Here is a 24,629-nt window from a genome sequence, read left to right on the forward strand (position 1 = left end):
AGCTATAATAATAATACAAAAAGATGACAAAAACAGCAATTCCAAAACGACGCAATCCCTACAAGTAATAAAAAAAGTTCCGACAAAATGTCGGAACTTTTGGTTTTTAATTCAAATTAGGCGTTTTTACTTGCCCGGAGTCGGAGCGAGAGCGCTCCAAACTGCAGAACCGTAACCCGTCGTGGTAAATTCCTTGCGGTTCAAGCTCTTGCCCTTACCATCCGCATCGGTCATTCCCGGCCAACGGTCACTGTAAAGTGTAGCATCAGAAATTTCATAATACCACTGCTTTGTGTTATCGGCCTTGGTCACGTAAGAATACGGCTTCTTGACAGCAACTGTTTCACCGCGGTTCGAGAGCTTACCTGCATAGAAACGGACAGGTACTGTTTCGTCAATCGTATAACGGGCGCGGAGCAAAGCTTCCTTCGTCTTGAGAGAATCGTTAAACAGGACCATCTTGCCACCAGCAGGAATCACATCGCCAGCCGCAAATTCCATGTTCACGCCTTCAATCTTCCAGCCCTGCGGAGCGTTGTTAACGTTTTCAACAAGCGTCACATCCGTCGTTCCCTTGTTCACAAGTTCAAGGAATTCCAAATCGTTCGGGTCATTTTCATTTTCGTGATAATGGATTTCATTGATGAAAATCGGACCGGCCTTAAGCGCAGAGTTTGCGGCACCCGGAGTTTCCGTAGCCATAGCACCCTGAGCCACCGTACCGCCAGCGACTTCGACAATACCGCTAGACTGCTTACCGGCGAAAATCAGCAAGCTCGTTTCCTTACCCGTGCGGACACCGGCTGCGGCTTCGTACAGATAAATTTCATCACCATTGTCGCTCAAGTACAGACCATCGCCAAAGACATCAGCGGTAGCTTCGAGGAGCAAATAGCCATTGGCAGGGACAACCGTATTGGCGCCACCAATCGTCCACTTTTTGCCTTTCAACTTGGATTCAAGTTCCCAGCCCTTGATATCGACTGGAGCGGAACCATAGTTGTAAAGTTCTATCCATCCATCGGTTTCACCGAGAGAATACGGCTTGATTTCGTTCAAGCGAACAGTGGTAGCATCGAGAACCTTATCGTCACCAACGCACGGGTTACCGTTTTCGACAGCGCTAGCGCCCCAAGAGTTCGGGTCAGCTTCGTTACCGGATCCACGATACACGAGCGTACGGCCATTGCCATTGGCAAGACTCGGCCAAGGCGGCAAGTTACTGAAAGCGGCACTCACGTCGCCTTCACCCTTGAGCTTGACTTCGACGACATCGCCTTCGTTCACAAGCTTTGCAACAGCATTCGTCTTGGAATCATTATCCCACGGGCCAAACACACGGCAACCCGCCGGAAGGCTCGGATAAGTCTGCTTGAACAAAGTCGGATCGTTCGTGACAATGACATATTCGCCCTTCTTCAAGGAGCCGGTCGGGAAATTGAAAGAAACTGCACCATCCAAGCGGAGGTTGCTGAGCTGCATGTCCGTAATATCCGGACCCTTCTTGATATAGACTTCGACCCATTCCAATGCAGAGCCACTTGGTGCATTGTACATGATTTCGGAGACGCCCATATTCGTAATCGTAGTATCGATAACGCCTTCGGCACTGGAGCTAGAAAGCACCGGATTCGGATTTGTCGCAGAAGAAGACGACCCGGTGGAAATATCAGAAGAAGAGGTCGCGACATCACCACTGCTTTCCGGAGTAATAGCAGAAGAGCTTTCCGGTGTAACGGGGATGACAGGGCTAGATTCGTCATCGGAGCAGGCTGAGAACAGAGCGAGCGCAGTAGCGCAAGTGCCTACTGCAAGCCATTTTTTGGTATTCATGAGCGCCTTCCTTTTTTAAAAGTTTAAAACCTATGTTAGAAATTTCCCGCGAGAGGAGTCCAGTACGGGCTCTTGAAACGACGCGGATTTTCGTAAACTCTTTTCCATTCTGCAGCGGCGTTCCCAAACTTGGAGAATGCACCGTGCTTTAAATTCAATGCACGAATCAAGTCGAACATCCAGTACGGCATCTGTGCGGCCGGGCACTTGAGTTCGAGAACGGCATCGGCACCCGGCTGGAAGAATCGCGGGAGCCCCGTGGAGTGCATGTAGTGCGGGTCCACAGTGTAGTCAAAGCCGTTTTCTTCGCGGAAGCGCATGCCCGTGTCAATCGTCACGCGGGAGTATTCTTCGCGAAGACCAAACCATGCACGACGCTTGTACTGCGTAAGGAGTCGCGGGTGTGCACCATGGAGTTCCGTCTTGTACAAGAAATCCTTGAGGTACATGCGGTCTTTATCGCTCTTGCACGGCCATTCCTCGGGCTTCATGTGCCAGACTTCACCGGGATTGATACCCTTGATCGTTGCACGGCTCTTGTAGCAGATATTGCGAATCTTGCGCTTGACTTCGAAATGGAATGTACCGTCCTGAGCGGGGTGCTCGCCGTACGTGCGGATACGCATGTTGAAACGGTCGAGGAGCTGTTTCTTTTTCCAGCCGAGGAACGTCCACGTCGGTGTGTCCAGGTAGAGGTTCGTAATCCAGTAGAATCCACCCGGAGTAATCTTGGAATAGTAGTCTTCTTCGCAATACGGCGCCAAGAACGCACCAATCCGGTCCGCCCATTCGACGGGGATATGGTACTTCAGTTCGAAGCGTTCAAGAAGACTAAATCCGCGGGCCTCAGCCATAAACTACCTGATTCCTTCACGAAGATGGTTCACGACACCCTCACGGGCAAGTCCACCGGAGAAATCCAGCAACTCCAAATAGCGGGCATAGATATCGTATTCAAGCTTGGCGGCCTTCAAATCGCTTTCGAGAGCGCTTTCGCGGGCGCGGAGGAGCAGGAGCGGGTCGGAACCAGCCTTGTGCGCAAACTGTTCCATAAAGCCACTGGCGTTCACTTGTTCGGCATAGTCCTTCAAGACCTTCCACTGGTCGATGAGCGTGAGCACTTCTTCGGTGAGGCGGGCGACCTTCTGGTTTACTTCGCGGACTTCGTCCAAGTACTTGCTTTCGGCATCGAGCTTTTCGACCTGTTCACGAAGAGAAGCATCCTTGTTGCTGTCGAAGAACGGCAAGCGGAACGCGAGGTTCACAAAGAACTTGTCCGCAGTCTTGCGGTTATCCGTATCCGGGAAAAGCTTTCTTAGCTTATAAGAAGCATCGTATGAAGCGCATTCACCTTGAACAGTTTGAGTACAAGCCTTAGACATCCACTCTGATTCGTATTCATCATACCGAGCACCACTCTTGATATCCTTGTATTCCAAATCCTTGTACTTTTCCATCAAGGATTCTACCTGGAGCGAGTAACCAATACCGACATGAGAAATGTAGTTGCGGTCCTTGCTTGCATCCTGTTGTGCCTTGGAAATATCGGAATCGCGCTTGCCCTTGGCAAGAGCCACAAGCGGGAAGCTTTCGTCAACAGTCACGCCATTCTTCAAGAATTCGGCAAGTTCTTCCATCGTCGGGAGGAACGAGGAATCCAAATTGACATTGTCATAATCCGGAGCCCAGCTCAACATCTTGAGTTCGGCATCGCGGAGCGCCGTGCTATCCGAAAGCAGGTTTGCCTTAAGCGAGGCGCTTTTTTCGAGTGAAGTCATCAAGTCTTCGGCATTGAACGAAGCAGAACCGGACTTGAGGTGGAGCACCTCGATACGGTCCTGAATAACCTGCAAAAGTTGCTTGTTGATTTCGTTAATCTTCTGGCGAAGTACATAGCGCACGCCGCGTTCGTAACGGTCGTAAAGGAGGATCGAACGTTCAACGGCAAAAGTAGCCTGCTGGTAATTCTTAACGGCCTCATAGTGTGCCTTGTCGGCAGCGCGTTCACCAAAAGCCTGCGGGGTCACGCGAAGTTCAAAGTCATGCTTGGCAAAGCTAAAACCGTCCAGCTGATAGCGGAGTTCCACCTTGTCCCAAAGCTTGAGGTTGCGTTCTTTCGATGTCGCCTCGGCGCGTTTTTCAGCAGCCTCATACCTCGGATCTGCCTTAGCGGATTCGATCAGGCGTTCCCATGTGAGAGGGCTTGCGATTGCCGCCGCAGTCAGTGCAAGCGTTAAAAAGGATACAGTCTTCATTACTTCTTAGCCTTCTGTTGCTGCTTTTCCAAGTTGCGCTTGCTCGTTTCGGTGATGGTCACCATTTCGCCAAGCAAGAACTTATTTTCTTCAGGGATCTTGATGGTCACTTCGCGGCCATAAACCGGGATTTCCGGCATCTTCCACATGCGGGTCGGGAACGGCACGATGCGGCTCGAAAGGCCGACCACTTCGCCAATCACGGCCTTGCCTTTACCGGTAAGGGAAGTCACCTTCACGGCTTCGCCGAGGTTCGTGTTTTCGTAAATCTGTTCGTTGATGTAGCCGCGGATAAGCGTCGGGGACTTGTGGGCAAGCGTTACGATCGGAGCAAAGCTCGAGACCTTTTCGCCATCGCGCACGTTCACGTCACCGACAACCCAGTTTTCCTTGGCAATCTGAGTGAGTTCCTTCTGCTGCTTGCGAAGTTCGGCGAGTTCCTTGCGGATGTTTGCAGCTTCGGTCTTGCCGCTAGACTTCTGGAGTTTGTTGCTACCGCGAAGGAGGGCAATCTGTTCGTTGGCGCTCCTGGTTGCAACAGCAAGTTCGTTCTTGAGGCTCTTGATGCGCATAGCCATGGCATCGTTGCCATCGGCCTTGGACTTGGAGTTCGAGAGGCTCTTGAGCTTGGCAGAAATAGCCTTGTTGCTTTCGTATTCCGCTTCAAGGTTGCGAATTTCAGCCAAAAGTGTGAGGCGACGAGATTCGAGGTTAGCCTTGACTTCGGCCACTTTCTGGTCGATTTCGGCAGAGCTCAAGTTGCTGCGGCCTTCGAGAGCGTCGAGTTCGCGGGTAAGTTCTGTAATGCGGAGAGTCAAGTCCGGGCGGTTGATAACCACGATGGTATCGCCCACATTGACTTCCTGGCCCGGCACCACGTAGACCTTTACAATTTCAGTCGGAGACGGAAGGCTGATAATCGTTTCGCTGGATTCGGCAATGCCACGGAACATGGCTGCCTTGCCCTGGTAAATGAAGCCAAGCATCACGGCAAACACGACGCATGCCACCCAGGCAATAGAAAGCTTATGAGTATAGACATAAGCAACGCCCGCATTGTTCTTGTGGGTATTCCAGAAATTGTCGAGAAGATCTTCGAGCTTATTCATTTTTCAAACCTCCTTACATTTCCGTCGTAGCGTCTTGCATCATGAACTGGACATCCGAAATGCCTTCAACCTTCGAGAGGAGCGTGAGGATTTCGGCAGCGGGCTTCGTTGCGCGGAGGCGAATCTGGTAGGCGACGTCCAAGCGGGCACCGCCATCGACTTCACGCATCGTAATCAAAATAAACGTCTTCAAGTTGCCCTTCATGATATCTTCGACCTGGCCACGAACCTTGGGTTCGTTCGGGAGAGCAAAGCGGAGCATGCCGTCAAAGAAGTGCTTGGTACCAAGACCCGTGCGAGAGAGGAGGAACGCGACACAGCTGAAAGCGATTGTACCGCCGACTGCAGCACCCCAGGCGTAAACACCGCAACCGATACCGGCGCCGAGAGCGGCGAAGATGAACATGATATCGCGCGGATCTTTGAAGCTCGTACGGAAGCGGACCACCGAGAGAGCACCCATCATGCCAAGACCACGACCAACGTTATCGCCGATAGCCTGCATCACCATGGCAGCGACCACTGCACTGAGCACGATGCCCTGCACAAAGTTTCGCGAGTACGAAAGTCCGAGGAACGTCTTTTCGTAAGTCCATGCAATCGTCGAAGACAGGACGAACGCGAGAATCAAGGTGTATGCAAGCGTAATAATCGTTGCGTTTGTTGAGCTGGACTGGACAGCAAGAAGGTCAAGCATAATAACTCCGTTAATTAATTCTTTTTTTAGCCCGTTTTCCCAAAATCTACTTAAAAACAAGGCTTTCACACTCGCTATTATGTAAATAATGGACTAACAAAAAAATTACAATCCGCTTGTGAATTTCGGATTTGGGCGAATTTCACCCAATTTTTTTATTCCAGGCTGTAGAACCCACGCTAAAAATAATAAAACTAGTTTTTTCGTTCTTGAAAAAAATAATTACATGTTGGTTACCACAACAACGCATTGAGTCAGTCGCAACGTATGTTTATTTTCGGTAACAGAAACGCGGTTTGTCGGCGGCAGATACCGGCAATTCGCTCGGCATGCGTTAATAGAAAGTTACAAAAAAGTCTCCGTGGAGCAATGGCGAACAGAATGGAGTGATTGAAGTATTTTGGAAGAAAAAATCATATATTTTTTGTAAGAGTTGGAGACGTTATGCGCAATGTATTCTTTTGTCTACTTATTGGGATTTTATTTTGGGGTTGTAGTGACGAGAATCCCTCTAGTTCTTTTGCAGAAAATTCATCATGTTCCGCTATTGAAGCTTTTTCTTCATCGATTGAAAACGTAGAATCATCGTCATCTGTTGTTGAATCAAGTAGTTCCGAAATCATAATTTCAAGTAGTTCCGGCATATCATACGGAGAACTTGTCGACGAGCGTGATGGACAAGTGTACAAAACCGTGAAAATCGGGGACCAATGGTGGATGGCGGAGAATTTGAATTATGCATATACAGAGCCCATTAAAGTTGGCTACACGACTATAGATTCTGCAAGTTTTTGCAATAACAATGAGCCCGATAGCTGCGCAAAATATGGAAGACTTTATGTTTGGGAGGCCGCAGTAGGTTGCACAAACGAAAACATAAAATCCAGAATGACCGATACAAAATTCAATTCCCGCGGAATTTGCCCTGACAACTGGCACATTCCATCAATTGACGAATGGGAAATTTTAATCGAATACACGAACAATTTGACAATGGATTTAAAGTCAACAAGCGGTTGGGAACACGAAGTAAATGGATCCGATACATGGGGATTTAGCGTGTTACCAGCCGGTCTTTACGATATTACCAACTCTAAAGAAATACACTTAAAATACAACTGGTGGTTCAACGAAGATGAGGTATGGAACCCTGCGGAATCCGCTGGTAAATACACATGTTTTGGAACGCATATGCCATGGACTCAATCATTGAGTTCTCATCATTATTGCAATCATTTTCAAGGTTACTATGCTGTCTGTTTTTCAAGTAAAGAATTCGATGTCATATACCCAGAAGAGATGGAAAAATTTTTTGCTTTTTCCGTTCGTTGCGTGAAGGATTCCACAGAAGCGGAATGATAAAAGTCCTCGCGGAGCGAGGACTTTTGGGGGTGTTAAGGAGTGAAATCTTTAAAGGCCGTTTTTGTTGAATAGCGTGTAGCCGCGAACGAGGCCATCTTGGAAAAGGCGAACAATGTAATTGCCGTTCTTGAGGCCTGCAATGTTGACGTTAAACTCGCTTGCGCCTGCGGGGAGCATTTGCGTGAGTTTCAGGCGCCCATCCATTGAATAAATTTTTACGTTCATCGTGCGGGCAAGAGCGCTCGGAGATGCGATTTGAAGCGTCTGACGGTCTGCACGCACGCGAAGGCCTTGTTTTGCAACCGCCACAGGCTTGATAGCGACTGGTTCCGGCTTTGGCTTGTTGCGCAGCAGGCGCACGCTATAGATGCCGCCCACCATTCCAGAGCTTGCCGAGAACGAGATGCGCACAATCTTTTTGCCCTTTACCATTTTGTCTGGAATCGGGTACGTGACGTTTACGAATTCATCCTTTTTCCAGCGATTCGAAATCGTCTCGGTCGTGAGTTTTTCATCGTCAATCGTGATGTCGAATGTGCGGGTGCAGCCTTCGTTGCCCCAATAGCGCACCATGAGGCTCAAGGAATCTTCGCTATTCGTCTCGAATTCGTAGCTGATGAGGCCGCCATCGCCGCCAGAGCACTTGCCTGCGTCGCGGTAGAATTCTCCGTTTGCCGTGCCCTTGGTGGAATTTTTCTCTTCCATCTTGTGATCGACTTCCGGCTGTTGCTCACCCGGTGCGACTTTATCAACCGTCTTTTCATCAAGCGCCAAGGCTTCTTTTTGCTCTTTTTCAAGGCGGTCGAGAATGCTCGGGTCCGTGAGCACCATCCAATACATCATGTAACGCGCATCGTGAACTTCGTAGAACGGCTGCAAAAGCAGGCTCGCGTCCTTTTGCTTTGCGAAGAGGTAAGGTGCCTTGAAGTGCAGCGGTTCGCCCTTCACCGGTTCCACCTTCGAGGGGATATCCTCTTTTTTGCTCGCGAGCATCGGCGCCTGATCGAGCGCTTCGAGCGCTCCGGACGCGATATGGCTCCAGCGGCCATCATCGGCAACAAGACCGTTCAAGTTCGCAGTACCCGTCTTTGCAGAGAGCACAATCGGACCGTGCAAAAGCGCCACGTAATCCGTCACGCCCGGCAAATCTTCGACATGCGTGTACATCGGGTAAAGCACTTCGACGACATCGCCCGACTTCCAAGATTTACCCGCAGAAACATAGCTCGACGGAGTCGACTTTTTCACGACTGTATCGCCATTGACAATGACTTTAAACGCATCTTCCTTGACCCAGTACGGATGACGGATTTGCATATCGAATTCGCCAGAGCCCGTAATCGTGAACTTGGAAGATTCACCCTTCGGGAAGGCTGTCTCTTGCTTGATTTTTACGCTCTTGTCTTTCCAGTTCAAGACGGAAGCCGCAAAGAGGTTCACGTAGAGAGCGTCCTTGTCTTTCGTATAAATAAACTGGTTGTACTTTGCCGGGTTTTCCATGCCCGAACCCACGCAGCACCACATGCCCGCATTGACCTTGGAATACACGCGGTAATGGCGCGGACGTGCCGGAGTAAAGTAAACGTAGCCGCCATGCGTCGGGTGAATGGTCGAAAGGATGTGATTGAAGAGGGCGCGTTCATAGAAGTCGGTGTAATGCGCATCGTGCTTGATGTTGAACAATCGTTCCGTCAACTTGAGCATGTTGTACGTATTACAGGATTCTGGTCCTTCACGTTCTTCGATGAATTTTTTGTGATTGTTGAGCGCCGGGAAATGTTCCGAAATGCTGTTACCGCCAATCGCGATACTGCGCTTGTTCACGACAGTCTGCCAGAAGAAATCGGAGCCCTTCTTGAAATTCTGATCGCCGGAAAGTTCAGCAATGCGGGCAAAACCCACAACTTTGGGTACCTGCGTATTGGCATGCACGTTCGTCAAGTTATCGTTGCCTTGCGACATCGGGTCCAAAAGCCACTTGTGCGACCACTTTTTCGCCGCATTCAGGTACTTCTCGTTTTTCGTGAGATAGTAAGCGTCCGCATAGACTTCGGGCATGCCACCGTGTTCCGTACCGAGCATCTGCTGCATCTTGGAATCGTTGAGACCGTCCGTAATCGTAATGCCCCAGTCGCAAAGCGCCAAGAACATCGTCTTTGCCTGTTCGTAGCCCGCATAAACGTAAGCATCACGGAGGCCCGCATAGAGCTTGTGGATATTGTACCACGGCACCCAATAGCCGTTCTGGGCGCCCGCATTGCCGCTCTTCATGCTGAGCCACATCTTTTTGCCGTTGGGAACGCCACTGATATAGCCCTTGAAATTGTTGTCCTTGGAATTCTGGTCCTGAATCGTCTTAAGTTCTTTCAAGATGTATTCGAGGCGATTCTTGACCTGGACGTCATCGTTATCGGCATAATGCATTGCCAAGGCGCTCAGATAATGGCCCAAAACGTGGCCATCGAGCCCCGCCCAGTTCGGAAACTTGCTCGCCTTCGGCTTCATGCCCGCTTCTTCGTAAAAAGGCGCGAGCAAGCGGTCCACATCGTAACTGAGGAGCGTTTCGACGTTCAAGTCCTGGCGTTCTTTGAGCACGCCGTCCAAAAGCTGTACATCCGACAACGCAAACATGTCGGGGTAAAGCACATCCTGTGAAAATCCGAGACCGCACGCAAGCCCCGTCAAAGCGAGAGCCGTGCGAAATTGTTTACCAAACCATCCTAACTTCATAAGAGCCACCTTTTTCTAAAGTGAGTCACGGGAACGCGCGGTTCCTTCCCTACCCTAGAAAATAGATTGGCGAGCGGGCATTAGGAATGGGGCTTAGGCAATTAGTTTTGCTGATTTGACAAAGGGCTAAATTCCAAAAGAATCGATATGGACGCTGTTGTCACCGCAGTTGGTTGTGGATTCGGCGGAAAAATCTTCCAAAAGAGTGTCGAAAACGGCAGACTCATCTACGTAAGCGCAATAAGCCTCGAGAGTTCCATTGTCATCGCAGGCGCCACTGAGTTCATCATTTGCGTTTTGCAGCAAGCAAAGACTCTTAAATTGCTCAAAAATTTCATCACAACCACTACCGAAATTTTCCAGTTTTACACTTCTTTCCATGCGGTTATTTCGACCAAGCTTAAACTGAGACGAGTACTTTTTTGCACCATTTTCACAAGAAGCCGAGGCACCTTTTTCTTCGGTGTACACATCTATTTGACCTTTATTTATTACAACCGCACCACCATCCGCTTGGACAATTGTATACGTTGCCGAAGCACTGTTTTTAAAACTCACACAGTAAGTTTCTTCTTTTTCAACGGCCCCAGCTTTCTGAGCCTCATATACAATGAAAATTTCACGGGCAGACGAACTACTACCAGAGTCGCCATCCGAGCCCGGCTCACCCTCAGCGGAGCTGCTCGAAGATCTGTCGTTTTCTGCAATTTGCGGGCCTGCATTCGGGTCCACCGTTCCGGTAGCATAGTTATCTCCAGAGCAAGCAACAAAAGCGAGCAATGAAAGGGTAATCAAGTATAAATTCTTAAGCATGGTTCTTCCCCGTTATTTTATCGGTGAGTGGGAAAAATTGAAAGTTGACTCGGCAGACTTGATCAAAATTACTGCTTTCATTGGCGATGGCAACGACCTTTTTGCAGCAAGCCTTGATTTCTTCAACGATTTTATTGTAGGCATCCTGATTGACGCTGAGAGTGGCACCGTTAAAGAAGCGTTCGCTTGTGGAATAGCGGTCTACGGCACGAGCCGCCATAATCGCCATTTCTTTGTGCATGGCACGGATGGCTATAGGGAGCGATTCCTTGGAACCGATAACGGTCTGTTCCGTTTGCACATAGCTTTTTTCGCCATCCTTTTTCAGGAACCCCGCCTTGACGAGAAACTCCAGAACGTCACGGATTTCTTCGGCAGAGACATATTCCTTGCACACTTCGGCAAGGTCACGAGGCGTTGCGCCAGGCATCATCGGAGCTAGCTCACGAATGACCGGGTATTTCCAGGATTCATAATACTGGAACGCATCCTTATCGACAACGCGGACCTGGTGTTCCAAGGAAATTCGTTGCATTTCAAGATACGCAGCCCGCTGTGCTTCGTTATTTTCGGCATTGCCAAAAGCGACAAGCTGGTAGAAGTATTCTTCTTCGTAATCGACGAGTCCCATCGATTTGGCCACCTGACTTGCCTTGATTTTGCTGAGCTTGCTCTGCCCCATGGAAACGAGTTTTAAAAAATTCGGGGACGAAAAGCCTGCCTTGCGGCAAAATTCGCGCCACGAGAAGGCTCCAAGACGTTTGCGTTCGTCGTAATAATCCTGCAAATAGAGATGGTAATCGCGGTACTCAAAAATCGACTTCATAATACATAAAATAAATTTTTACAATACAGAAGTCAATATCCGTATTATACGGGAAAAGTTATTTAGCGATCATTAAAGCAATATTTTTTAGTTTTTATAAGTTGCGAGGGCTATATTATACAAAACGTATAATAGCGAAAAAGGACGGTTTAGCACCATCCCTTTTAAAGAAGACGAGAACAATCCTACTTACTGCTGTAAGTCGCCCTAGAATCTCGTAATTCAAGAATTTTGCTTTCGGGCAAGTGCGAGTACTTGACGATTTTTTCAATCGGTTCATTGTCGGCGAGCATATCAAGAGCAACCGCCGTTCGTTCATCATCGCGACCTTCAACGCGACCTTCGGCAAGGCCCTCTGCGCGACCTTCGGCAAGGCCCTCGGCTCTAGCGTTTTTCTTTTCGACATAAAGTTCATAATTGTGATCGCTCATTTTCATAGCCTCGCTTACAATACACGAATCAATATACACTATTCAAAAAAAGTGGTAAAGGGGGCCTCTTGCCGGCGAAAAAAGACTGTAAAGAGTTCCCGGGAAAAAAAATAAAGGGGCGGTTTATGCCGTCCCTTATTATACCGAAGCAAAATTTAAACACCTATTCTTCGTCAGGATTGAAATGATTTTCGAAGCTTTTGAAAAGCGGACCCCAGTAATAATTATAAATATCATCAACCTTCACATAGGTTGCTTCGTTTTCGTTATTCCATGCCTTGTACTTGGTCACTTTTATGGTGCATGTTTTTTCATCGCCCTTCACATCAATATAATAGCGGTGCGTTATTTTGCCCATGCCTCCACTATAGTTAGTCACATTCCCTGTACGGTAGCCTGTATATGTGGCATAAACTAAAGCGTCATGACGTTCTGTCACAATTCGCCCGTTTTCGGCATCTTCTTTAGTCAGCGCAACCTTTTTCTCGGCAAACGCTCCTTTCACCGCATTGAAGCAAGTTCCAACAGGCTGGTTATAGCTTTTAGTGAGGTACTGGTCATAGAGATTGGGATCATCCAATTGCATGGTTTTAGCACATCCAGTGAGAAGCGCAAATACAACCGTCAAAACAGGAAAAAGGTTTTTCATAGGGGGCTCCCTCTTTATATTTGAATATCCTACAAAATAATATAAATAAATCCCCGCCGATGAGGCGGAGATTTTTATTCAAAACGATGTCAGGAAATATCCGCGGGGTGGTTTTGTTAGCGAATCTTGACTTGCAAAACACTATTCTTGCATTTGGCGATGTAGTTGCCTTGGCGGAGGCCATGCAGTTGCATTTCGACCTGCCCAGCGGACACGTTATTCGTGGAGCGGACAAGATTTCCGTTCATATCGAACAACATAATATCGCCGGATGCATAAAGCGTATTGCCGGCACGATGGAGATTCACTTGGGCACCCGCGAGAACAGTCGGCAAAGCGATGGTCACCGAGCTGCTGGACTGTGTAATTTCACTTGAACTTGAAACGGCTACGCTAGAACTGGAGGCGGGCGCGTCGTTACCGCCATTGATAAAGTCTTCAACGTGCGTGACACCATTGTTCACGTAATTGCCGAGGCTATATACACTACGCATAGCGTTGATAACGTCCGTTTCGAGGACCTTCCCCACCGGTGAAGATTGACGGCGGATGTAAGCCATATTGTCATAACCAGTATTGCTTTCGTTACCCATATCCCAAAGAATCGGGGTGAGCCCGTACTGCTTCGCCGCCGAGACGACATCCTTGTGCCACTGCACGCGGCCCTGCTTGTGGAGATTCAGGTCGGAACCGCTCAATTCCGGAGAGCGGACGTTTGCACCGAATTCGCCGACAATGACCGGGTAACCTTTGTCCACGTAATTCGTCTTCATCTTGGCGAACTGTTCCTGCGGATGCACGATGCTCCCAAGTTTGGAATCGACAGAGCCTGCCCAGGCGTTATAACCCGCATTGCGCTTGGGTTCGCTAGCCTTGGTGTAATTGCCATAGTAGTACTGCGGCTGAATCGGTTCACTAGCGCCCCAGTCCTGTTGGCTCGTCATAAGCGTGTACTGGTACGGATCGTAGTAGTGCACTTCGAACATCAAGCGGCCTTCGACCTTGTCTTTCGGGAAGGTGCTTACTGGAGCGTTTGCAACGGACTTGTCGATATCAGTGTTGAGGCCCTGGATAATCAAGGTACGGGTTTCGTTGTTGCCGCCCGTAGCGCGGACAGCATCAATAAACGTCTGGTAGTAGTGCATGAGCGTCTGCACATGCTGCGATGTCCACGTGTTCACATTCGGGCCGGGTTCATTTGCACCCGCAAAGAGCAACCGTTCGTTGTAATCCTTAAACTTGTTCGCAATCTGCGTCCAGTAAGTCTTCATCTTGTTATCGATGTTGCTATTGACGCTCGTGCCGATGTTGCTCTGGAACCAGCCACCTTCACCTTCGTGGTGGATGTTCAAAATCGTGTAGAGGCCTGCGCGCATGGCGTAATCAACGACCGTCTTCACGGAATCGAGCCAAGTTTCGGTGACCTTGCCGCCACTCGTGTGGCTATCCCAAGCGCAGGGAATGCGCACCGTGTTAAAACCTGCCGCCTTCACGGAATCAAGCAAAGCCTGAGTCGGGTAAGGGTTGCCCCACAAAGTCGGGTTGTTCGGCACTTCCATCGAGTTGCCGATATTGAAGCCCATGCCCATCTTGGCCTGAACATCCTTTGCGGTCGGAAGAGTCGCTGCAGAAACTGCACCTGCAAGCATCGCTACGCCACAGGCAATTCCAAAAAATTTTGATTGAACCATAACATCTCCTTAAATACCCCCACTATGAATATAATCAAAAGATTCGCAAAAAGGCGATGTCACAAAAAAGGAAGAATTGACAAAAAGGAACGAAAGCAAAAAAGGATGGCTGAAGCCATCCTCTTTTAAAATGCGTAAGGCGATTCCGGCACGGAGGCCGGAATGACAGTCCAAGCAAGAATTACTTCTTCAAGAACTCATTGATGCCTGCAGCAGCACGACGACCTTCGCCCATGGCGAGGATCACGGTTGCAGCGCCGAGCACGATGTCACCACCGGCGTAGACCTTTTCCATAAAGGTCTTGTTGGCGGTTGCATCTTCGAGAAGGATGTGACCCTTCTTGTCCACAGAGAGTTCCGGAGTGGTGTTGCTGATAAGCGGGTTGGAACCGTTACCGATAGCAACGAGCACGGTGTCGCATTCGATTTCGAAGCTTGCGCCTTCGACCTTGACCGGACGCGGACGGCCCTTTTCGTCGGGTTCGCCGAGTTCGTACTTGTCGACGAGCATGCCACGGACGTGACCGGCTTCGTCACCAAGAATCTTGGCCGGGTTCTGCAAGACGCAGAATTCGACACCTTCTTCCTGAGCGTGGAGAACTTCTTCCTTACGGGCCGGAAGTTCGTTCATGCTACGACGGTAAATGATGCGGACCTTTTCTGCACCGAGGCGGAGAGCCATACGGGCAGCGTCCATAGCGACGTTACCACCACCGAGGACGACAACGTTCTTGCCCGGCCACATCGGCGTATCGGCATTTTCCTTGTCGTAGGCGCGCATGAGGTTTGCGCGGGTGAGGTATTCGTTAGCAGCGAACACACCGACGAGGTTTTCACCTTCGATGTTCATGAACAACGGAAGACCGGCACCGGTACCGACGAACACAGCGTCAAAGCCATCCTTTTCGATGAGGTCCTTGAGCTTGCGGGTACGGCCAATCACAAAGTTCGTTTCGAACTTCACGCCCATAGCGGCGAGAGATTCAATTTCCTTGTCCACAATCTTCTTCGGAAGACGGAATTCAGGAATACCATAGCGGACCACGCCACCGAGCTTGTGGAAAGCTTCGAAGATGGTCACGTCGTGGCCTTCGCGGCGGACGTCAGCAGCGACGACCAAGCCGGCAGGACCGGAACCGATCACAGCCACCTTCTTGCCCGTTGCAGGCTTAACAGCCGGAACCGTAGCACCACCGTTGTTGCGTTCATAGTCAGCAGCAAAGCGTTCCAAGCGACCGATTGCGACAGCCTGGTTCACGTCCTTGTGCATCTTGCCCATGGTGCAGTTCATCTGGCACTGACGTTCCTGCGGGCAAACACGACCGCAGATAGCCGGGAGCAAGCTCGTTTCCTTAATCTTTGCAATAGCAGCCTTGAAGTCGCCTTCGGCAATCTTTGCGATGAAGGCCGGAATGTCGATGTGCACCGGGCAGCTTTCGACACAGAACGGCTTCTTACAGGCGAGGCAGCGGTTAGCTTCGACGATAGCCTGAGCTTCGGTATAACCCTGAGCCACTTCTTCCATCACGCGTGCGCGATAGGACGGTTCGAGCTGCGGCATCGGCTGAGCCGGGATAGCAGTCTTGTCCTTCGGCTTGAGCGGCTGCGGAAGAGCCTTAATCTTTTCAAGTTCCACCTTGGCGGCGGCGTCCAACTGTTCGCGAGTCATATGTTCAGACATTATTTGCTCTCCTTAGCCTTGGCATCAGCCATCTTGTCGATGTTGCACTTGTGACCGTCATTGGCACCGAAGCGGTGCAATGCTTCCTGTTCCTGGGGCTTGAAAGCGCCCATACGCTGGAGCATGTTGTTCCAGTCGACTTCGTGGCCGTCGAATTCCGGACCATCGACGCAGACGAACTTCGTCTTGCCACCGATAGTGACGCGGCAACCACCGCACATGCCAGTACCATCGACCATGATGCTGTTGAGGCTAACGACAGTCTTCACACCATACGGCTTGGTGGTGAGAGCGCAGAACTTCATCATGATCGGAGGACCGATAGCGATGACCATGTCCGGCTTGCCCTTGGTGTCTTCGCAAAGTTCCTTAAGCGGTTCGGTCACGAGACCCTTGCGGCCATAAGAACCGTCGTCGGTCATGAAAATGATGTTGTCAGCGAGAGCGGTCATTTCTTCCTTCATGAGGAAGAGGCTTTCGTTACGGGCACCCATGATGATGGTGACCTTGTTACCTGCAGCCTTGAGAGCCTGGACAATCGGGTGCATCGGGGCAATACCGACACCACCGCAAACGCAGACCACGTGACCAAAGTTGTCGATATGGGTCGGAGAACCGAGCGGGCCAACCAAGACCGGGATATCGTCACCGACTTCGAACTTGGAGAGTTCAGTCGTCGTCTTGCCAACCGTCTGGAAAATGAGGGTGATAGAACCTTCTTCAGTATCGGCATCGGCGATGGTGAGCGGAACGCGTTCACCATTGTCCTTGTTCGTCTGGAGGATGATAAATTGTCCTGCCTTACGTTCTTGCGCGATCAGCGGGGCGTGGACGCGGAATTGGAATACCGCGGGAGATAACTGCTTTTTAAAGAGAATTTTTGCCATAATGCGAGGCAATATAGAAATTTTTTTTGACCACTGATAGTAAAAAAATATGTAAAGGGAGGCTGTAGAGCTGAAAAAAGCCAACTAAAGTTGTAGGAAAAAATTTACAATAATTGTAATTATATGTATATTATGGTTCAAAGGAGTCAAAGAATCATGAGAGTATCTACGAAAGGTCGATACGCCATTCGCGTTATTATTGATATGGCAGAAAACGGCGAAGCCGAATTCCACCCACTGCACAACCTGGCAGAACGTCAGGGACTTTCCGAAAAATATCTCGAAGCGATTCTTGGAGTCCTCGTAAAGAACAACGTGCTCGAAGGCGCACGCGGCAAAGGCGGCGGCTACAAGCTTGCAAAGCCAGCGGCTGAACTCACGGTCTGGGAAATCCTGAGTGTCATTGAGACTTCCATTAGCCCGGTGGAATGCGTTGCTGACGGGAAAAACGGTTGCGACCGTGCAGACGTCTGCCCGACACTCCCAATGTGGAAGGACTTGGCCAAAATCATCAAGGACTACTTCACGGGCATTACGATCGAGCAATTGGCCCGCAAAGCCCCCAAAATTGCGCGCCCGCTCTGCAATGAAAAATAAAAAAGTGAAATCTAGTCACTTTCCGGACTGAACATCAGCGCTGCGCTCTGCGCTTTTTAATTTCGTCCAGAGAAATACCGGAAATAATAGCGATTTTTTCAATAGGAATATCATTAGCAAGCATCGCATCGACCATTTCAAATCGAGTCTCAATCTTGGCACCAGCCAAACGACATTCTATTTCTTCTTTTGCAATCATTTCTCGCTCCAGTTCGTTCAGAGTGGTTTTGTCCAAGTTTTCAATTTTGATGCGGTTCAAGGCGTCGTTGACGATTCCATTCCCAAAGTCAGGAAGCGGTTCGCCCTCATGCGCGTGTTTGAGCACATAGAGCCAAGCGTCAACAGGATCTTTTACCTCGTCTGCGGTTTTATTAAACTTCGGCAGACTTACAATAATATACTTATTTTTGGGGAATAACGTCTCGACGACTCCTCCATTCAACACTTCCTTGCTATAAATAGCCCATTCATCAATGTATTTTTCCATGCAGTACGGCAATTCAAAATCACAAATCCAAATGGATATTGTTTCGGGAATTTCATAACGCCGGTATTCCTTTTCTTCTTTTGTGAGCGTTTTAAATTCTTCTGATTTATCCATTTCATGCTTGCCTTTTATAATCAAGAACGCTTTGTACAATATGGTTCGGTCGATAAAGAAACTGTGGTCTGCCTTCTGCATTTCAATATTAAGGAAACGCTTAGAACCCGTAGTCGCGAAAGCATCCAAAATGACTTTCCGCTCTTCGGGAATCATAAATCTTAACGTATGTTCAAACGAGTAATTCAGATTCTTGATTTGGTCGTCGCCTTTCAGGTGCAAGATTCCATCAACGAAGTCCTTGATGGCATCCTTGCTAGCGAACAGGCTCTTGAATCCGGTATCGGTTCTCGGGTCGATGTAGGTTTTGCCTTTTAGCTTTTCAGGAATAGATTGATTCATAATTACACCTCCATTAAGTTTGGAGGTTCTAATCTACAATAGAGAATTTTCAAAAAGCGAAACTTTGCAAATTTTGCAAACAACCGTTAGCAAAATCGTTTATTTTGTCAACTATGGATTTCAACACTTCACTAGCAAAAAAGTACAAAGCCTCCCCAAAATTGGCCCAAAATACAAGAATCTATTCAATTTTTCTGATTTTTCCAAAGCAAAATCGTTTGCGAAGCCGCATAAAATAAGGTATATTCAGAAGCAGGTCTTATAGGGGCTCTTTTTGAGCGGAGTTAAAACCTATCTTTGCGCTCGGAGCCTTAGCTCAATCGGTTAGAGCGTCGGACTCATAAAAATTGTGGCACCAGCTTGAAAGAGCTGGATGCGAATGGGAAGAAATCGGTGAAACCTAACCAGCGGAAACGCTGCACGGCAACGCCGAGCCGAGCCAGGGGTACACTCCTGGAAGGTGTAGAGACTAGCGGAGCAGTAGAGCCTGCTTAATGACCGCACAAGCCTCCCACGTCTAAACCCGCAAGGGCATGGCGAAGACATAGTCCACGGAGGTGCGAAAGCATCACAAACGTAAACCCGTTGGTTCCCGGTTCAAGTCCGGGAGGCTCCACGAAAGAGGATGAGTTGGAAAACTCACCCTCTTTTTGTTTATCTTTAGGGTTGACCGAATCGGTTATTGGTGTTATATTATAAATAACCGATTCGGTTATTTCGTTGAAAGGCAGGGATCAAAGTGGAAAAATTTTTGGCGCTGACGGAAGAAAAGAAAATGACGATCCTGAACGCAGCACTTCAGTGCTTCGGAAAATTTGGTTATGAAAAAGCATCCGTCAATGATATTGCAGTGGCTGCTCATATCTCCAAGGCATCCATGTTTCAGTATTTCGGAAGCAAAAAACAGCTCTATATTTATCTGCTGGAATACTGTAAAAAGGTCATTGAAGAAATATTTGAAAAAGCACATCTGGATTCCAAAACGGATTTGTTCGACAGGATCCTGGCATCCAGCCGCATGGAAATGGAGAGCTTCCAAAATCAGCCCTTCACCCTGCAGTTTATTACCAGCGTCTGGGAAGAAACTTCTCCCGAAGTAGCCGATGCGCTGGTGATTCTGACAGAGGAAGCCTGCAGCTTCAGAAACGATATGGTTCTTCGGGAGGAGGACGCTTTGAAATTCAAAAACCCGGAGGATGCCCGGCCGGTATTTCAGATGCTGCTTCTGATGGGCGAGGGATATGCGGCCCGGTACCGTGGGGCAAATGCTTTTGACTTTGAGACCGTCATGGATGATTTTGAGAAGAACATCGCAATTCTGCGGAAAAATTTTTATAAGGAGGAGTATCTGAAATGAGCGAGCCAATCATTGTTTTGGAAAAGCTGACCAAGCACTATGGGAAACATCGGGGAATTGACGGACTTAGCTTCTCTGTTGACCAGGGCGAGTTTTTCGGCTTCATTGGCCCAAACGGTGCGGGAAAATCCACCACCATCCGCACCCTGATGGGCCTGATCCATCCCAGCGGCGGCAGCGCATCTATTTTCGGCCTGGACTGCCAGACCAAGGCCAGTGTCATTGCCAGAGATGTGGGCTATCTTCCCAGCGAAAACAGCTATTATGAAAACATGAAGGTGCGGGAACTGCTGCAATACAGCGCAGACCTGTACGGCATGAATTGCGAAACGAAAATGTATGAGCTCTCCGAGCGCCTCAATCTGGATCTGACCCGGAAAATCGCAGACCTGTCTCTGGGCAACAAGAAGAAGGTGGGGATCGTGTCTGCCGTCATGACCTCGCCCAAGCTGCTGATCATGGACGAACCCACCAGCGGCTTAGACCCGTTGATCCAGCAGGCTTTCTACGATATTCTGAAGGAGGAGAACAGCCGGGGAACCACCATTTTCTTCTCCTCCCATGTCCTCAGTGAGGTGCAGAAGCTGTGTGACCGGGTGGCGATCTTAAAAGAGGGCAAGCTCGTGGGCATTCAGTCCATCCGAGAGCTGCGGGAAAGCGGCTATAAAAAGGTCAGCCTTACCGCTGAAACGGCCATCCCCCGTGAGTTCTGGGGCCTGCCCGGCATTGCCAACTACACCGAGAGTCCTGACAAGACCTCTGTTTCCTTTGTGTATAACGGCAATATCACGGCGATCATTGACAAGCTTCACCTGCTGCATTTGGACGATGTGCTTTTGGAAGAACCCTCTTTGGAGGAGATCTTCCTGCACTACTATGCGTAAGGAGGTGTCAGGCATGGTCATTTTGAAATATGAACTGAGAAGGCATCGAACCTATATCCTGGGCTGGGCCATCGCCTTGGCTGCGTGCATCTTTTTCATGACACCGACTTATTACAGCTTTCTGGATGCGGCCTCCGTGGAACTCTTTGAAACCATGGGCACCACGGACTTTTACAGGAGCGTCGGCGTATCGATGGAATACCTGACCTCTCCGCTGGGTATTTACGGGTTCCTGACCAGCTTTTTCATGATTGCCTCCGGCGTTTTCGGGATGCACTTCGGCATTTCCATTCACACCAGAGAATGTACGGAAGGAACCTCGGAATACCTGTTTACAAAGCCCTTTCCCCGGAAAGCAATTTATTGGGCAAAGGCATGGACGGTGTTTGTCGGCGTGGCGATCGTGGGTGCGGCGTATCTGCTGGCTTCCCTTTTCGCCATGGCAACATTCCGTTCCGGAACTCCTTGGGGAGAGTTTTTCCTGATTGCCCTGTCCCTGACCCTTGTGACGCTGTTCTTCGCTGCAATGGGGCTGATGGTGGGAGTTTTGTTTTCCCGCAACCGCAGTCCGCTGCTGACTGCCGGTTTGGTTGTGTTCGTTGAGTATTGCATTACCAGCTTCTCCAACATCGTCAGTAACCGGGCTATCAGTTTTCTGTCTCCCTACTCGTTCTTCGGAGCCGCCGAGATCTCCAAAGCCGGCTTCTATGACCTCCGGTATCTTGGGTGGTGCGTGCTGCTGTTTGCCTTGTTTTTGGTGCTTTCTTACGGTGTCTTTCTGAAAAAAGACATTCAGTTCCGCAGCTAAGGAGGTGTGAACATGAAAACATTGATTAAAAATGAATTCCGCCAAACCAGAAGACTTTTGCTGATCTGGCTGGGAATCATGCTGCTTCTGTGCGGTTTCTGCTATTTTGAGCTTCTGTCCCTACGGGACAGTCTGGATGAAATGGCAGCGATGGTCAGCCAATTTCCGAGACTGATCATGATCATGTTCGGAGTCAAAGGCGACTTGACGACATCCACCGGCTGGTATGTGTGCATCTATTTCTGGGAGGGACTGCTGGCGTTTCCTTATGCCATGTCTTTGGGACTGTCCTGTGTGGCAAGGGAAAAGAAATTCGGAACATCGGAATACCTGTTCACAAAGCCTGTGAAGCGGAAAACCATTGTTCTGGCGAAGGTGATCGTTTCGGCAGTGAACCTGCTGGTGTTCGCCCTGTTCAGCGGCGTGTGTAATTATTTCACGATCGTTCTTCCTTTGGGCGGTCTGGATCAGCCGGGAGCGGTGCTTTCCACAACGATGGGAATGTTCTTTACCCAGACTCTCTTTTTTGCCCTGGGTCTGCTGTTTTCCAGTGTGCTTCGATCCTATAAGGCTGCGGTGCGGACAGGAACAATTTCCATGCTGGCTGCCTATGGGTTGGCCTTTACTGCCGAGTACACAGGAAATCATTTCCTGGACTACCTGACCCCATTGCGTTATTTTGATGTGTACGAGGTAGCACTGCACGGTTTCCACCTTCCCTATCTCGTCTTAACGATCGTTGTGGCAGGTATTTGTGTCGCAGCTGCCCTGGATCAGTGGAAACGGCGGGAATTGTGATGTTACATGAATCGTGTATCTTGAAAACAGCAGCTAACGATATATGGAGGAAATATTTATGTTACGGCCAAAAGAAATAGTATGTAAATGGGTAGATGCCTTTAACAACCATGATGTAGAGGCAATTATGAGCTTGTACCATGATAACGCAACCAATCATCAGGTGACCAATGATCCCGTGATTGGGATAGATGCAATCCGTGAAATGTTTACAGCAGAATTTGCCACTGCCGATATGACTGCCATTGTAGAGAATATCTTTGAAGATGGACAGTGGGCGATTTTAGAATGGAAGGACCCTCTGGGACTGCGGGGATGCGGCTTCTTCCATGTTGTGAATGGTAAAATTCTGTTTCAGAGAGGATATTGGGATAAGCTGTCTTTTCTGAAGCAGCATAATTTGCCTATTGAATCGTTGTGAAAAGGTGAACAGAGCACGAAGTTGAAGGAAGGGCGAAAATGGAGCGAGGAAGAATTATTGTAATTACAGGCCCTCCGGGAACTGGAAAATCGACAGTATGGATGCCATGGAAGGAATATTCTTCTTCGTCGATGCGGGCGGCTTCCTGAAGCCAAACATACAGGTCGTTGCTCTCTGGGTTACAAGGAAGCTCTGAACCACGCCTCTGACGATACAATGCGTACAAGAGAAAAGAGGGAAAGACCGCTGACAGCATTAAAAAAGATGCAATTTTTTCACAGCATACTTTCCGAACCATGTGTGGTGTATGGCACCGCATTTCTCAGCAACACAATATACCAAGTTCGAGGCGGAGAGTCTATTGAAATAAAAAAATCCGAGGAAGAGAATATCTCTCTGCCTCGGATTTTTCGTTTCATCCCTCAATCGGCTGGTGTAGTACCTTCAATTTCAAGATGTCCCTGTGCGGACACGCCCTTCGGTTGTCGCTTTTGATTACAGCAAAAAAATGATAGAATTGGCTAAAAGACGGCAATCACAATATGCAAAACAAATTGAATTTTGTGTGGCGGATGCGACCGATAGAAAAAGTATATTAGAATTAAAAAGAAATCGAGCCTTTACGAAAGCAGTTTCTAATATGGCAATTATGGATATTACGGATATTGAACCACTTCTTATGGCTGTTTATGAACTGTTGCAGGAAAGCGGAATTTTTGTCTTTGCAACGCAACACCCTTGTTTTGTCACGTTGACTGAAAAATATATGACACCGCACAGTTACTATGATATAGCGATTGAAGGGCAACCGAAAGAGCAGATTTATTATCATCGTTCCATACAAGGTATATATGGATAAAGACTTGGAAAAGCTCATGGAAAAATATAACGTTCCATGCAAAGTCAAGAAAGTCAAAAAGCAAACTTTAGACTTGAATCCTCAAGATAAAGTCATTGACTGCGATTATGTTGACCCGGCTGGTTTTCCCCATTGGGACAAAGATTAAATCTTGAATGTCATAAAGGCCCTTTATGCTAAAGAAATTTCTTTCAGTGTATCTCCTTTTATCTGCTTGTCTTTATGCAACGGATTATGAGTGCATAGAGCTTTATGGAGATTATAGAGTTGTAATTGAAGGGACTAAAAATACAGCGAATCAAGTCAGTACAAAACGTTATTCAAGCTATAAATCCTGCAATCGTGATTTGGAAAATTACCTAAATGGTAAAAAGACTCCTATCGCATACGAGTGCATAGAACTTTATGGGGATTACAGAGTCGTGCTCGAAGGAACTAAAAATCCAGCAAATCAAGTTAGCTCAAAACGCTACTCAAGCTATAAATCCTGCAATCGCGATTTGGATAATTACCTAAATGGTAAAAAGACTCCCGTTGAATATGAGTGCATAGAACTTTACGGGGATTTTAGAGTTGTGCTTGCGGGAACTAAAAATCCGGCAAATCAAGTTAGTTCAAAACGTTATTCAAACTATAAATCCTGCAATCGCGATTTGGATAATTACTTAAATGGCAAAAAGACTCCCGTTGAATACGAGTGCATAGAACTTTATGGAGATTTTAGAGTCGTGCTTGCGGGAACTAAAAATCCGGCAAATCAAGTTAGCTCGAAACGCTACTCAAACTATAAATCCTGCAATCGCGATTTGGATAATTACTTAAATGGCAAAAAGACTCCTGTTGCATACGAGTGCATAGAACTTTATGGGGATTACAGAGTCGTGCTCGAAGGAACTAAAAATCCAGCAAATCAAGTTAGCTCATTGCGTTATACCAGCTATGGGTCTTGCAATAAAGCCTTGAATGAATACTTGTCTAAGCAAAGACAATAATCTGCA

The 24,629-nt window shown here is 48.4% G+C and carries 23 protein-coding genes and 1 pseudogene; 10 read left to right on the forward strand and 14 right to left on the reverse strand.

Annotated elements, in window-relative coordinates; genetic code table 11:
* Window positions 1–126 precede the first annotated feature (126 nt).
* From B9Y77_RS08105 to B9Y77_RS08125, 5 genes are read right to left on the reverse strand one after another with little or no spacing between them, the layout of a single operon-like run.
* A complete protein-coding gene (locus tag B9Y77_RS08105; RefSeq protein ID WP_085491159.1) occupies window positions 127–1,833 on the reverse strand; it encodes a lamin tail domain-containing protein in 1,707 nt (568 codons plus the stop codon).
* Between the two features lie 35 nt (window positions 1,834–1,868).
* A complete protein-coding gene (locus B9Y77_RS08110) occupies window positions 1,869–2,687 on the reverse strand; it encodes a polyphosphate polymerase domain-containing protein (RefSeq protein WP_073423607.1) in 819 nt (272 codons plus the stop codon).
* A 3-nt stretch (window positions 2,688–2,690) separates the two neighbouring features.
* Window positions 2,691–4,088 carry a TolC family protein gene (locus B9Y77_RS08115; protein WP_085491160.1) on the reverse strand — a complete coding sequence of 466 codons (1,398 nt, stop codon included), beginning with the start codon at window positions 4,086–4,088 and terminating at the stop codon, window positions 2,691–2,693.
* Complete coding sequence (locus tag B9Y77_RS08120) at window positions 4,088–5,197, reverse strand: HlyD family secretion protein (RefSeq protein ID WP_072827835.1); 1,110 nt, start codon at window positions 5,195–5,197, stop codon at window positions 4,088–4,090. Before B9Y77_RS08120 ends, B9Y77_RS08115 begins: the two co-directional genes overlap by 1 nt.
* A gap of 13 nt (window positions 5,198–5,210) precedes the next feature.
* A complete protein-coding gene (locus tag B9Y77_RS08125) occupies window positions 5,211–5,894 on the reverse strand; it encodes a DUF4956 domain-containing protein (protein WP_014545640.1) in 684 nt (227 codons plus the stop codon).
* 444 nt (window positions 5,895–6,338) lie between these two features.
* Between B9Y77_RS08125 and B9Y77_RS08130 the strand changes: the two genes are divergently transcribed.
* A complete protein-coding gene (locus B9Y77_RS08130; RefSeq protein WP_085491161.1) occupies window positions 6,339–7,253 on the forward strand; it encodes an FISUMP domain-containing protein in 915 nt (304 codons plus the stop codon).
* Window positions 7,254–7,304: 51 nt separating this feature from the next.
* Here the strand turns inward: B9Y77_RS08130 and B9Y77_RS08135 are convergent, their stop codons facing one another.
* The 8 genes from B9Y77_RS08135 to B9Y77_RS08170 all read right to left on the reverse strand — a co-directional run bounded on the left by B9Y77_RS08135 (window position 7,305) and on the right by B9Y77_RS08170 (window position 16,964).
* Entirely contained in the window at window positions 7,305–9,986 is a 2,682-nt protein-coding gene (locus B9Y77_RS08135; RefSeq protein WP_085491162.1) for a beta-L-arabinofuranosidase domain-containing protein, read from the reverse strand.
* A gap of 126 nt (window positions 9,987–10,112) precedes the next feature.
* The gene (locus tag B9Y77_RS08140; protein WP_085491163.1) at window positions 10,113–10,799 is read right to left on the reverse strand and encodes a hypothetical protein; all 687 of its coding nucleotides are present in this window, start codon (window positions 10,797–10,799) and stop codon (window positions 10,113–10,115) included.
* Window positions 10,792–11,625 carry a TIGR02147 family protein gene (locus B9Y77_RS08145; protein WP_085491164.1) on the reverse strand — a complete coding sequence of 278 codons (834 nt, stop codon included), beginning with the start codon at window positions 11,623–11,625 and terminating at the stop codon, window positions 10,792–10,794. The genes B9Y77_RS08140 and B9Y77_RS08145 overlap by 8 nt, the downstream gene beginning before the upstream one ends.
* A gap of 185 nt (window positions 11,626–11,810) precedes the next feature.
* On the reverse strand, window positions 11,811–12,056 hold the full coding sequence (locus B9Y77_RS08150; RefSeq protein WP_139829282.1) for a hypothetical protein: 246 nt from the start codon (window positions 12,054–12,056) through the stop codon (window positions 11,811–11,813).
* A 163-nt stretch (window positions 12,057–12,219) separates the two neighbouring features.
* A complete protein-coding gene (locus tag B9Y77_RS08155) occupies window positions 12,220–12,705 on the reverse strand; it encodes a hypothetical protein (RefSeq protein WP_073423615.1) in 486 nt (161 codons plus the stop codon).
* A 116-nt stretch (window positions 12,706–12,821) separates the two neighbouring features.
* Entirely contained in the window at window positions 12,822–14,396 is a 1,575-nt protein-coding gene (locus B9Y77_RS08160; RefSeq protein WP_085491166.1) for a glycoside hydrolase family 5 protein, read from the reverse strand.
* A gap of 181 nt (window positions 14,397–14,577) precedes the next feature.
* Entirely contained in the window at window positions 14,578–16,077 is a 1,500-nt protein-coding gene (gene gltA, locus B9Y77_RS08165; protein WP_085491167.1) for an NADPH-dependent glutamate synthase, read from the reverse strand.
* Window positions 16,077–16,964, reverse strand: a complete 888-nt coding sequence (locus tag B9Y77_RS08170; RefSeq protein WP_085491168.1) for a sulfide/dihydroorotate dehydrogenase-like FAD/NAD-binding protein — start codon at window positions 16,962–16,964, stop codon at window positions 16,077–16,079. The genes gltA and B9Y77_RS08170 overlap by 1 nt, the downstream gene beginning before the upstream one ends.
* A 156-nt stretch (window positions 16,965–17,120) precedes the next feature.
* Here B9Y77_RS08170 and B9Y77_RS08175 point away from each other — a divergent pair, with 156 nt between their 5' ends.
* Window positions 17,121–17,561 carry an RrF2 family transcriptional regulator gene (locus B9Y77_RS08175; protein ID WP_085491169.1) on the forward strand — a complete coding sequence of 147 codons (441 nt, stop codon included), beginning with the start codon at window positions 17,121–17,123 and terminating at the stop codon, window positions 17,559–17,561.
* 34 nt (window positions 17,562–17,595) lie between these two features.
* Here the strand turns inward: B9Y77_RS08175 and B9Y77_RS08180 are convergent, their stop codons facing one another.
* The gene (locus B9Y77_RS08180; protein ID WP_085491170.1) at window positions 17,596–18,504 is read right to left on the reverse strand and encodes a PD-(D/E)XK nuclease family transposase; all 909 of its coding nucleotides are present in this window, start codon (window positions 18,502–18,504) and stop codon (window positions 17,596–17,598) included.
* Between the two features lie 739 nt (window positions 18,505–19,243).
* On the opposite strand from B9Y77_RS08180, the gene B9Y77_RS08190 reads away from it, so the two are divergent.
* The 8 genes and pseudogenes from B9Y77_RS08190 (at window position 19,244) to B9Y77_RS08220 (ending at window position 24,623) form a co-directional block, all read left to right on the forward strand.
* Window positions 19,244–19,861 (forward strand): TetR/AcrR family transcriptional regulator, encoded by a 618-nt coding sequence (locus B9Y77_RS08190; RefSeq protein ID WP_073053488.1) that lies wholly within the window; start codon window positions 19,244–19,246, stop codon window positions 19,859–19,861.
* The gene (locus B9Y77_RS08195; protein WP_073053486.1) at window positions 19,858–20,745 is read left to right on the forward strand and encodes an ABC transporter ATP-binding protein; all 888 of its coding nucleotides are present in this window, start codon (window positions 19,858–19,860) and stop codon (window positions 20,743–20,745) included. Before B9Y77_RS08190 ends, B9Y77_RS08195 begins: the two co-directional genes overlap by 4 nt.
* Before the next feature lie 13 nt (window positions 20,746–20,758).
* On the forward strand, window positions 20,759–21,553 hold the full coding sequence (locus B9Y77_RS08200; RefSeq protein WP_035769273.1) for an ABC transporter permease subunit: 795 nt from the start codon (window positions 20,759–20,761) through the stop codon (window positions 21,551–21,553).
* 12 nt (window positions 21,554–21,565) lie between these two features.
* Window positions 21,566–22,351: an ABC transporter permease subunit gene (locus B9Y77_RS08205; protein ID WP_026667057.1), complete on the forward strand. Its 786-nt coding sequence runs from the start codon at window positions 21,566–21,568 to the stop codon at window positions 22,349–22,351.
* 58 nt (window positions 22,352–22,409) lie between these two features.
* A complete protein-coding gene (locus tag B9Y77_RS08210) occupies window positions 22,410–22,772 on the forward strand; it encodes a nuclear transport factor 2 family protein (protein WP_072831146.1) in 363 nt (120 codons plus the stop codon).
* 478 nt (window positions 22,773–23,250) lie between these two features.
* Window positions 23,251–23,625, forward strand: a pseudogene (locus B9Y77_RS08215) (class I SAM-dependent methyltransferase); the annotation flags it as partial.
* Complete coding sequence (locus tag B9Y77_RS15950) at window positions 23,624–23,779, forward strand: hypothetical protein (protein ID WP_170861496.1); 156 nt, start codon at window positions 23,624–23,626, stop codon at window positions 23,777–23,779. The pseudogene B9Y77_RS08215 and the gene B9Y77_RS15950, both read left to right, overlap by 2 nt.
* Window positions 23,780–23,804: 25 nt before the next feature.
* Window positions 23,805–24,623: a hypothetical protein gene (locus B9Y77_RS08220; RefSeq protein WP_073053485.1), complete on the forward strand. Its 819-nt coding sequence runs from the start codon at window positions 23,805–23,807 to the stop codon at window positions 24,621–24,623.
* Window positions 24,624–24,629: the final 6 nt, after the last annotated feature.

It is taken from the genome of Fibrobacter sp. UWB13 (assembly GCF_900177805.1).
Taxonomy (GTDB): domain Bacteria; phylum Fibrobacterota; class Fibrobacteria; order Fibrobacterales; family Fibrobacteraceae; genus Fibrobacter.

Excerpts from the sequence above, each read along its gene's own strand:
- B9Y77_RS08105 (WP_085491159.1), bottom strand. The coding sequence starts at position 1,833 with ATGAATACCAAAAAATGGCTTGCAGTAGGCACTTGCGCTACTGCGCTC.
- B9Y77_RS08110 (WP_073423607.1), bottom strand. The coding sequence starts at position 2,687 with ATGGCTGAGGCCCGCGGATTTAGTCTTCTTGAACGCTTCGAACTGAAG.
- B9Y77_RS08115 (WP_085491160.1), bottom strand. The coding sequence starts at position 4,088 with ATGAAGACTGTATCCTTTTTAACGCTTGCACTGACTGCGGCGGCAATC.
- B9Y77_RS08120 (WP_072827835.1), bottom strand. The coding sequence starts at position 5,197 with ATGAATAAGCTCGAAGATCTTCTCGACAATTTCTGGAATACCCACAAG.
- B9Y77_RS08125 (WP_014545640.1), bottom strand. The coding sequence starts at position 5,894 with ATGCTTGACCTTCTTGCTGTCCAGTCCAGCTCAACAAACGCAACGATT.
- B9Y77_RS08130 (WP_085491161.1), top strand. The coding sequence starts at position 6,339 with ATGCGCAATGTATTCTTTTGTCTACTTATTGGGATTTTATTTTGGGGT.
- B9Y77_RS08135 (WP_085491162.1), bottom strand. The coding sequence starts at position 9,986 with ATGAAGTTAGGATGGTTTGGTAAACAATTTCGCACGGCTCTCGCTTTG.
- B9Y77_RS08140 (WP_085491163.1), bottom strand. The coding sequence starts at position 10,799 with ATGCTTAAGAATTTATACTTGATTACCCTTTCATTGCTCGCTTTTGTT.
- B9Y77_RS08145 (WP_085491164.1), bottom strand. The coding sequence starts at position 11,625 with ATGAAGTCGATTTTTGAGTACCGCGATTACCATCTCTATTTGCAGGAT.
- B9Y77_RS08150 (WP_139829282.1), bottom strand. The coding sequence starts at position 12,056 with ATGAGCGATCACAATTATGAACTTTATGTCGAAAAGAAAAACGCTAGA.
- B9Y77_RS08155 (WP_073423615.1), bottom strand. The coding sequence starts at position 12,705 with ATGAAAAACCTTTTTCCTGTTTTGACGGTTGTATTTGCGCTTCTCACT.
- B9Y77_RS08160 (WP_085491166.1), bottom strand. The coding sequence starts at position 14,396 with ATGGTTCAATCAAAATTTTTTGGAATTGCCTGTGGCGTAGCGATGCTT.
- gltA (WP_085491167.1), bottom strand. The coding sequence starts at position 16,077 with ATGTCTGAACATATGACTCGCGAACAGTTGGACGCCGCCGCCAAGGTG.
- B9Y77_RS08170 (WP_085491168.1), bottom strand. The coding sequence starts at position 16,964 with ATGGCAAAAATTCTCTTTAAAAAGCAGTTATCTCCCGCGGTATTCCAA.
- B9Y77_RS08175 (WP_085491169.1), top strand. The coding sequence starts at position 17,121 with ATGAGAGTATCTACGAAAGGTCGATACGCCATTCGCGTTATTATTGAT.
- B9Y77_RS08180 (WP_085491170.1), bottom strand. The coding sequence starts at position 18,504 with ATGAATCAATCTATTCCTGAAAAGCTAAAAGGCAAAACCTACATCGAC.
- B9Y77_RS08195 (WP_073053486.1), top strand. The coding sequence starts at position 19,858 with ATGAGCGAGCCAATCATTGTTTTGGAAAAGCTGACCAAGCACTATGGG.
- B9Y77_RS08200 (WP_035769273.1), top strand. The coding sequence starts at position 20,759 with ATGGTCATTTTGAAATATGAACTGAGAAGGCATCGAACCTATATCCTG.
- B9Y77_RS08205 (WP_026667057.1), top strand. The coding sequence starts at position 21,566 with ATGAAAACATTGATTAAAAATGAATTCCGCCAAACCAGAAGACTTTTG.
- B9Y77_RS08210 (WP_072831146.1), top strand. The coding sequence starts at position 22,410 with ATGTTACGGCCAAAAGAAATAGTATGTAAATGGGTAGATGCCTTTAAC.
- B9Y77_RS15950 (WP_170861496.1), top strand. The coding sequence starts at position 23,624 with ATGGATAAAGACTTGGAAAAGCTCATGGAAAAATATAACGTTCCATGC.
- B9Y77_RS08220 (WP_073053485.1), top strand. The coding sequence starts at position 23,805 with ATGCTAAAGAAATTTCTTTCAGTGTATCTCCTTTTATCTGCTTGTCTT.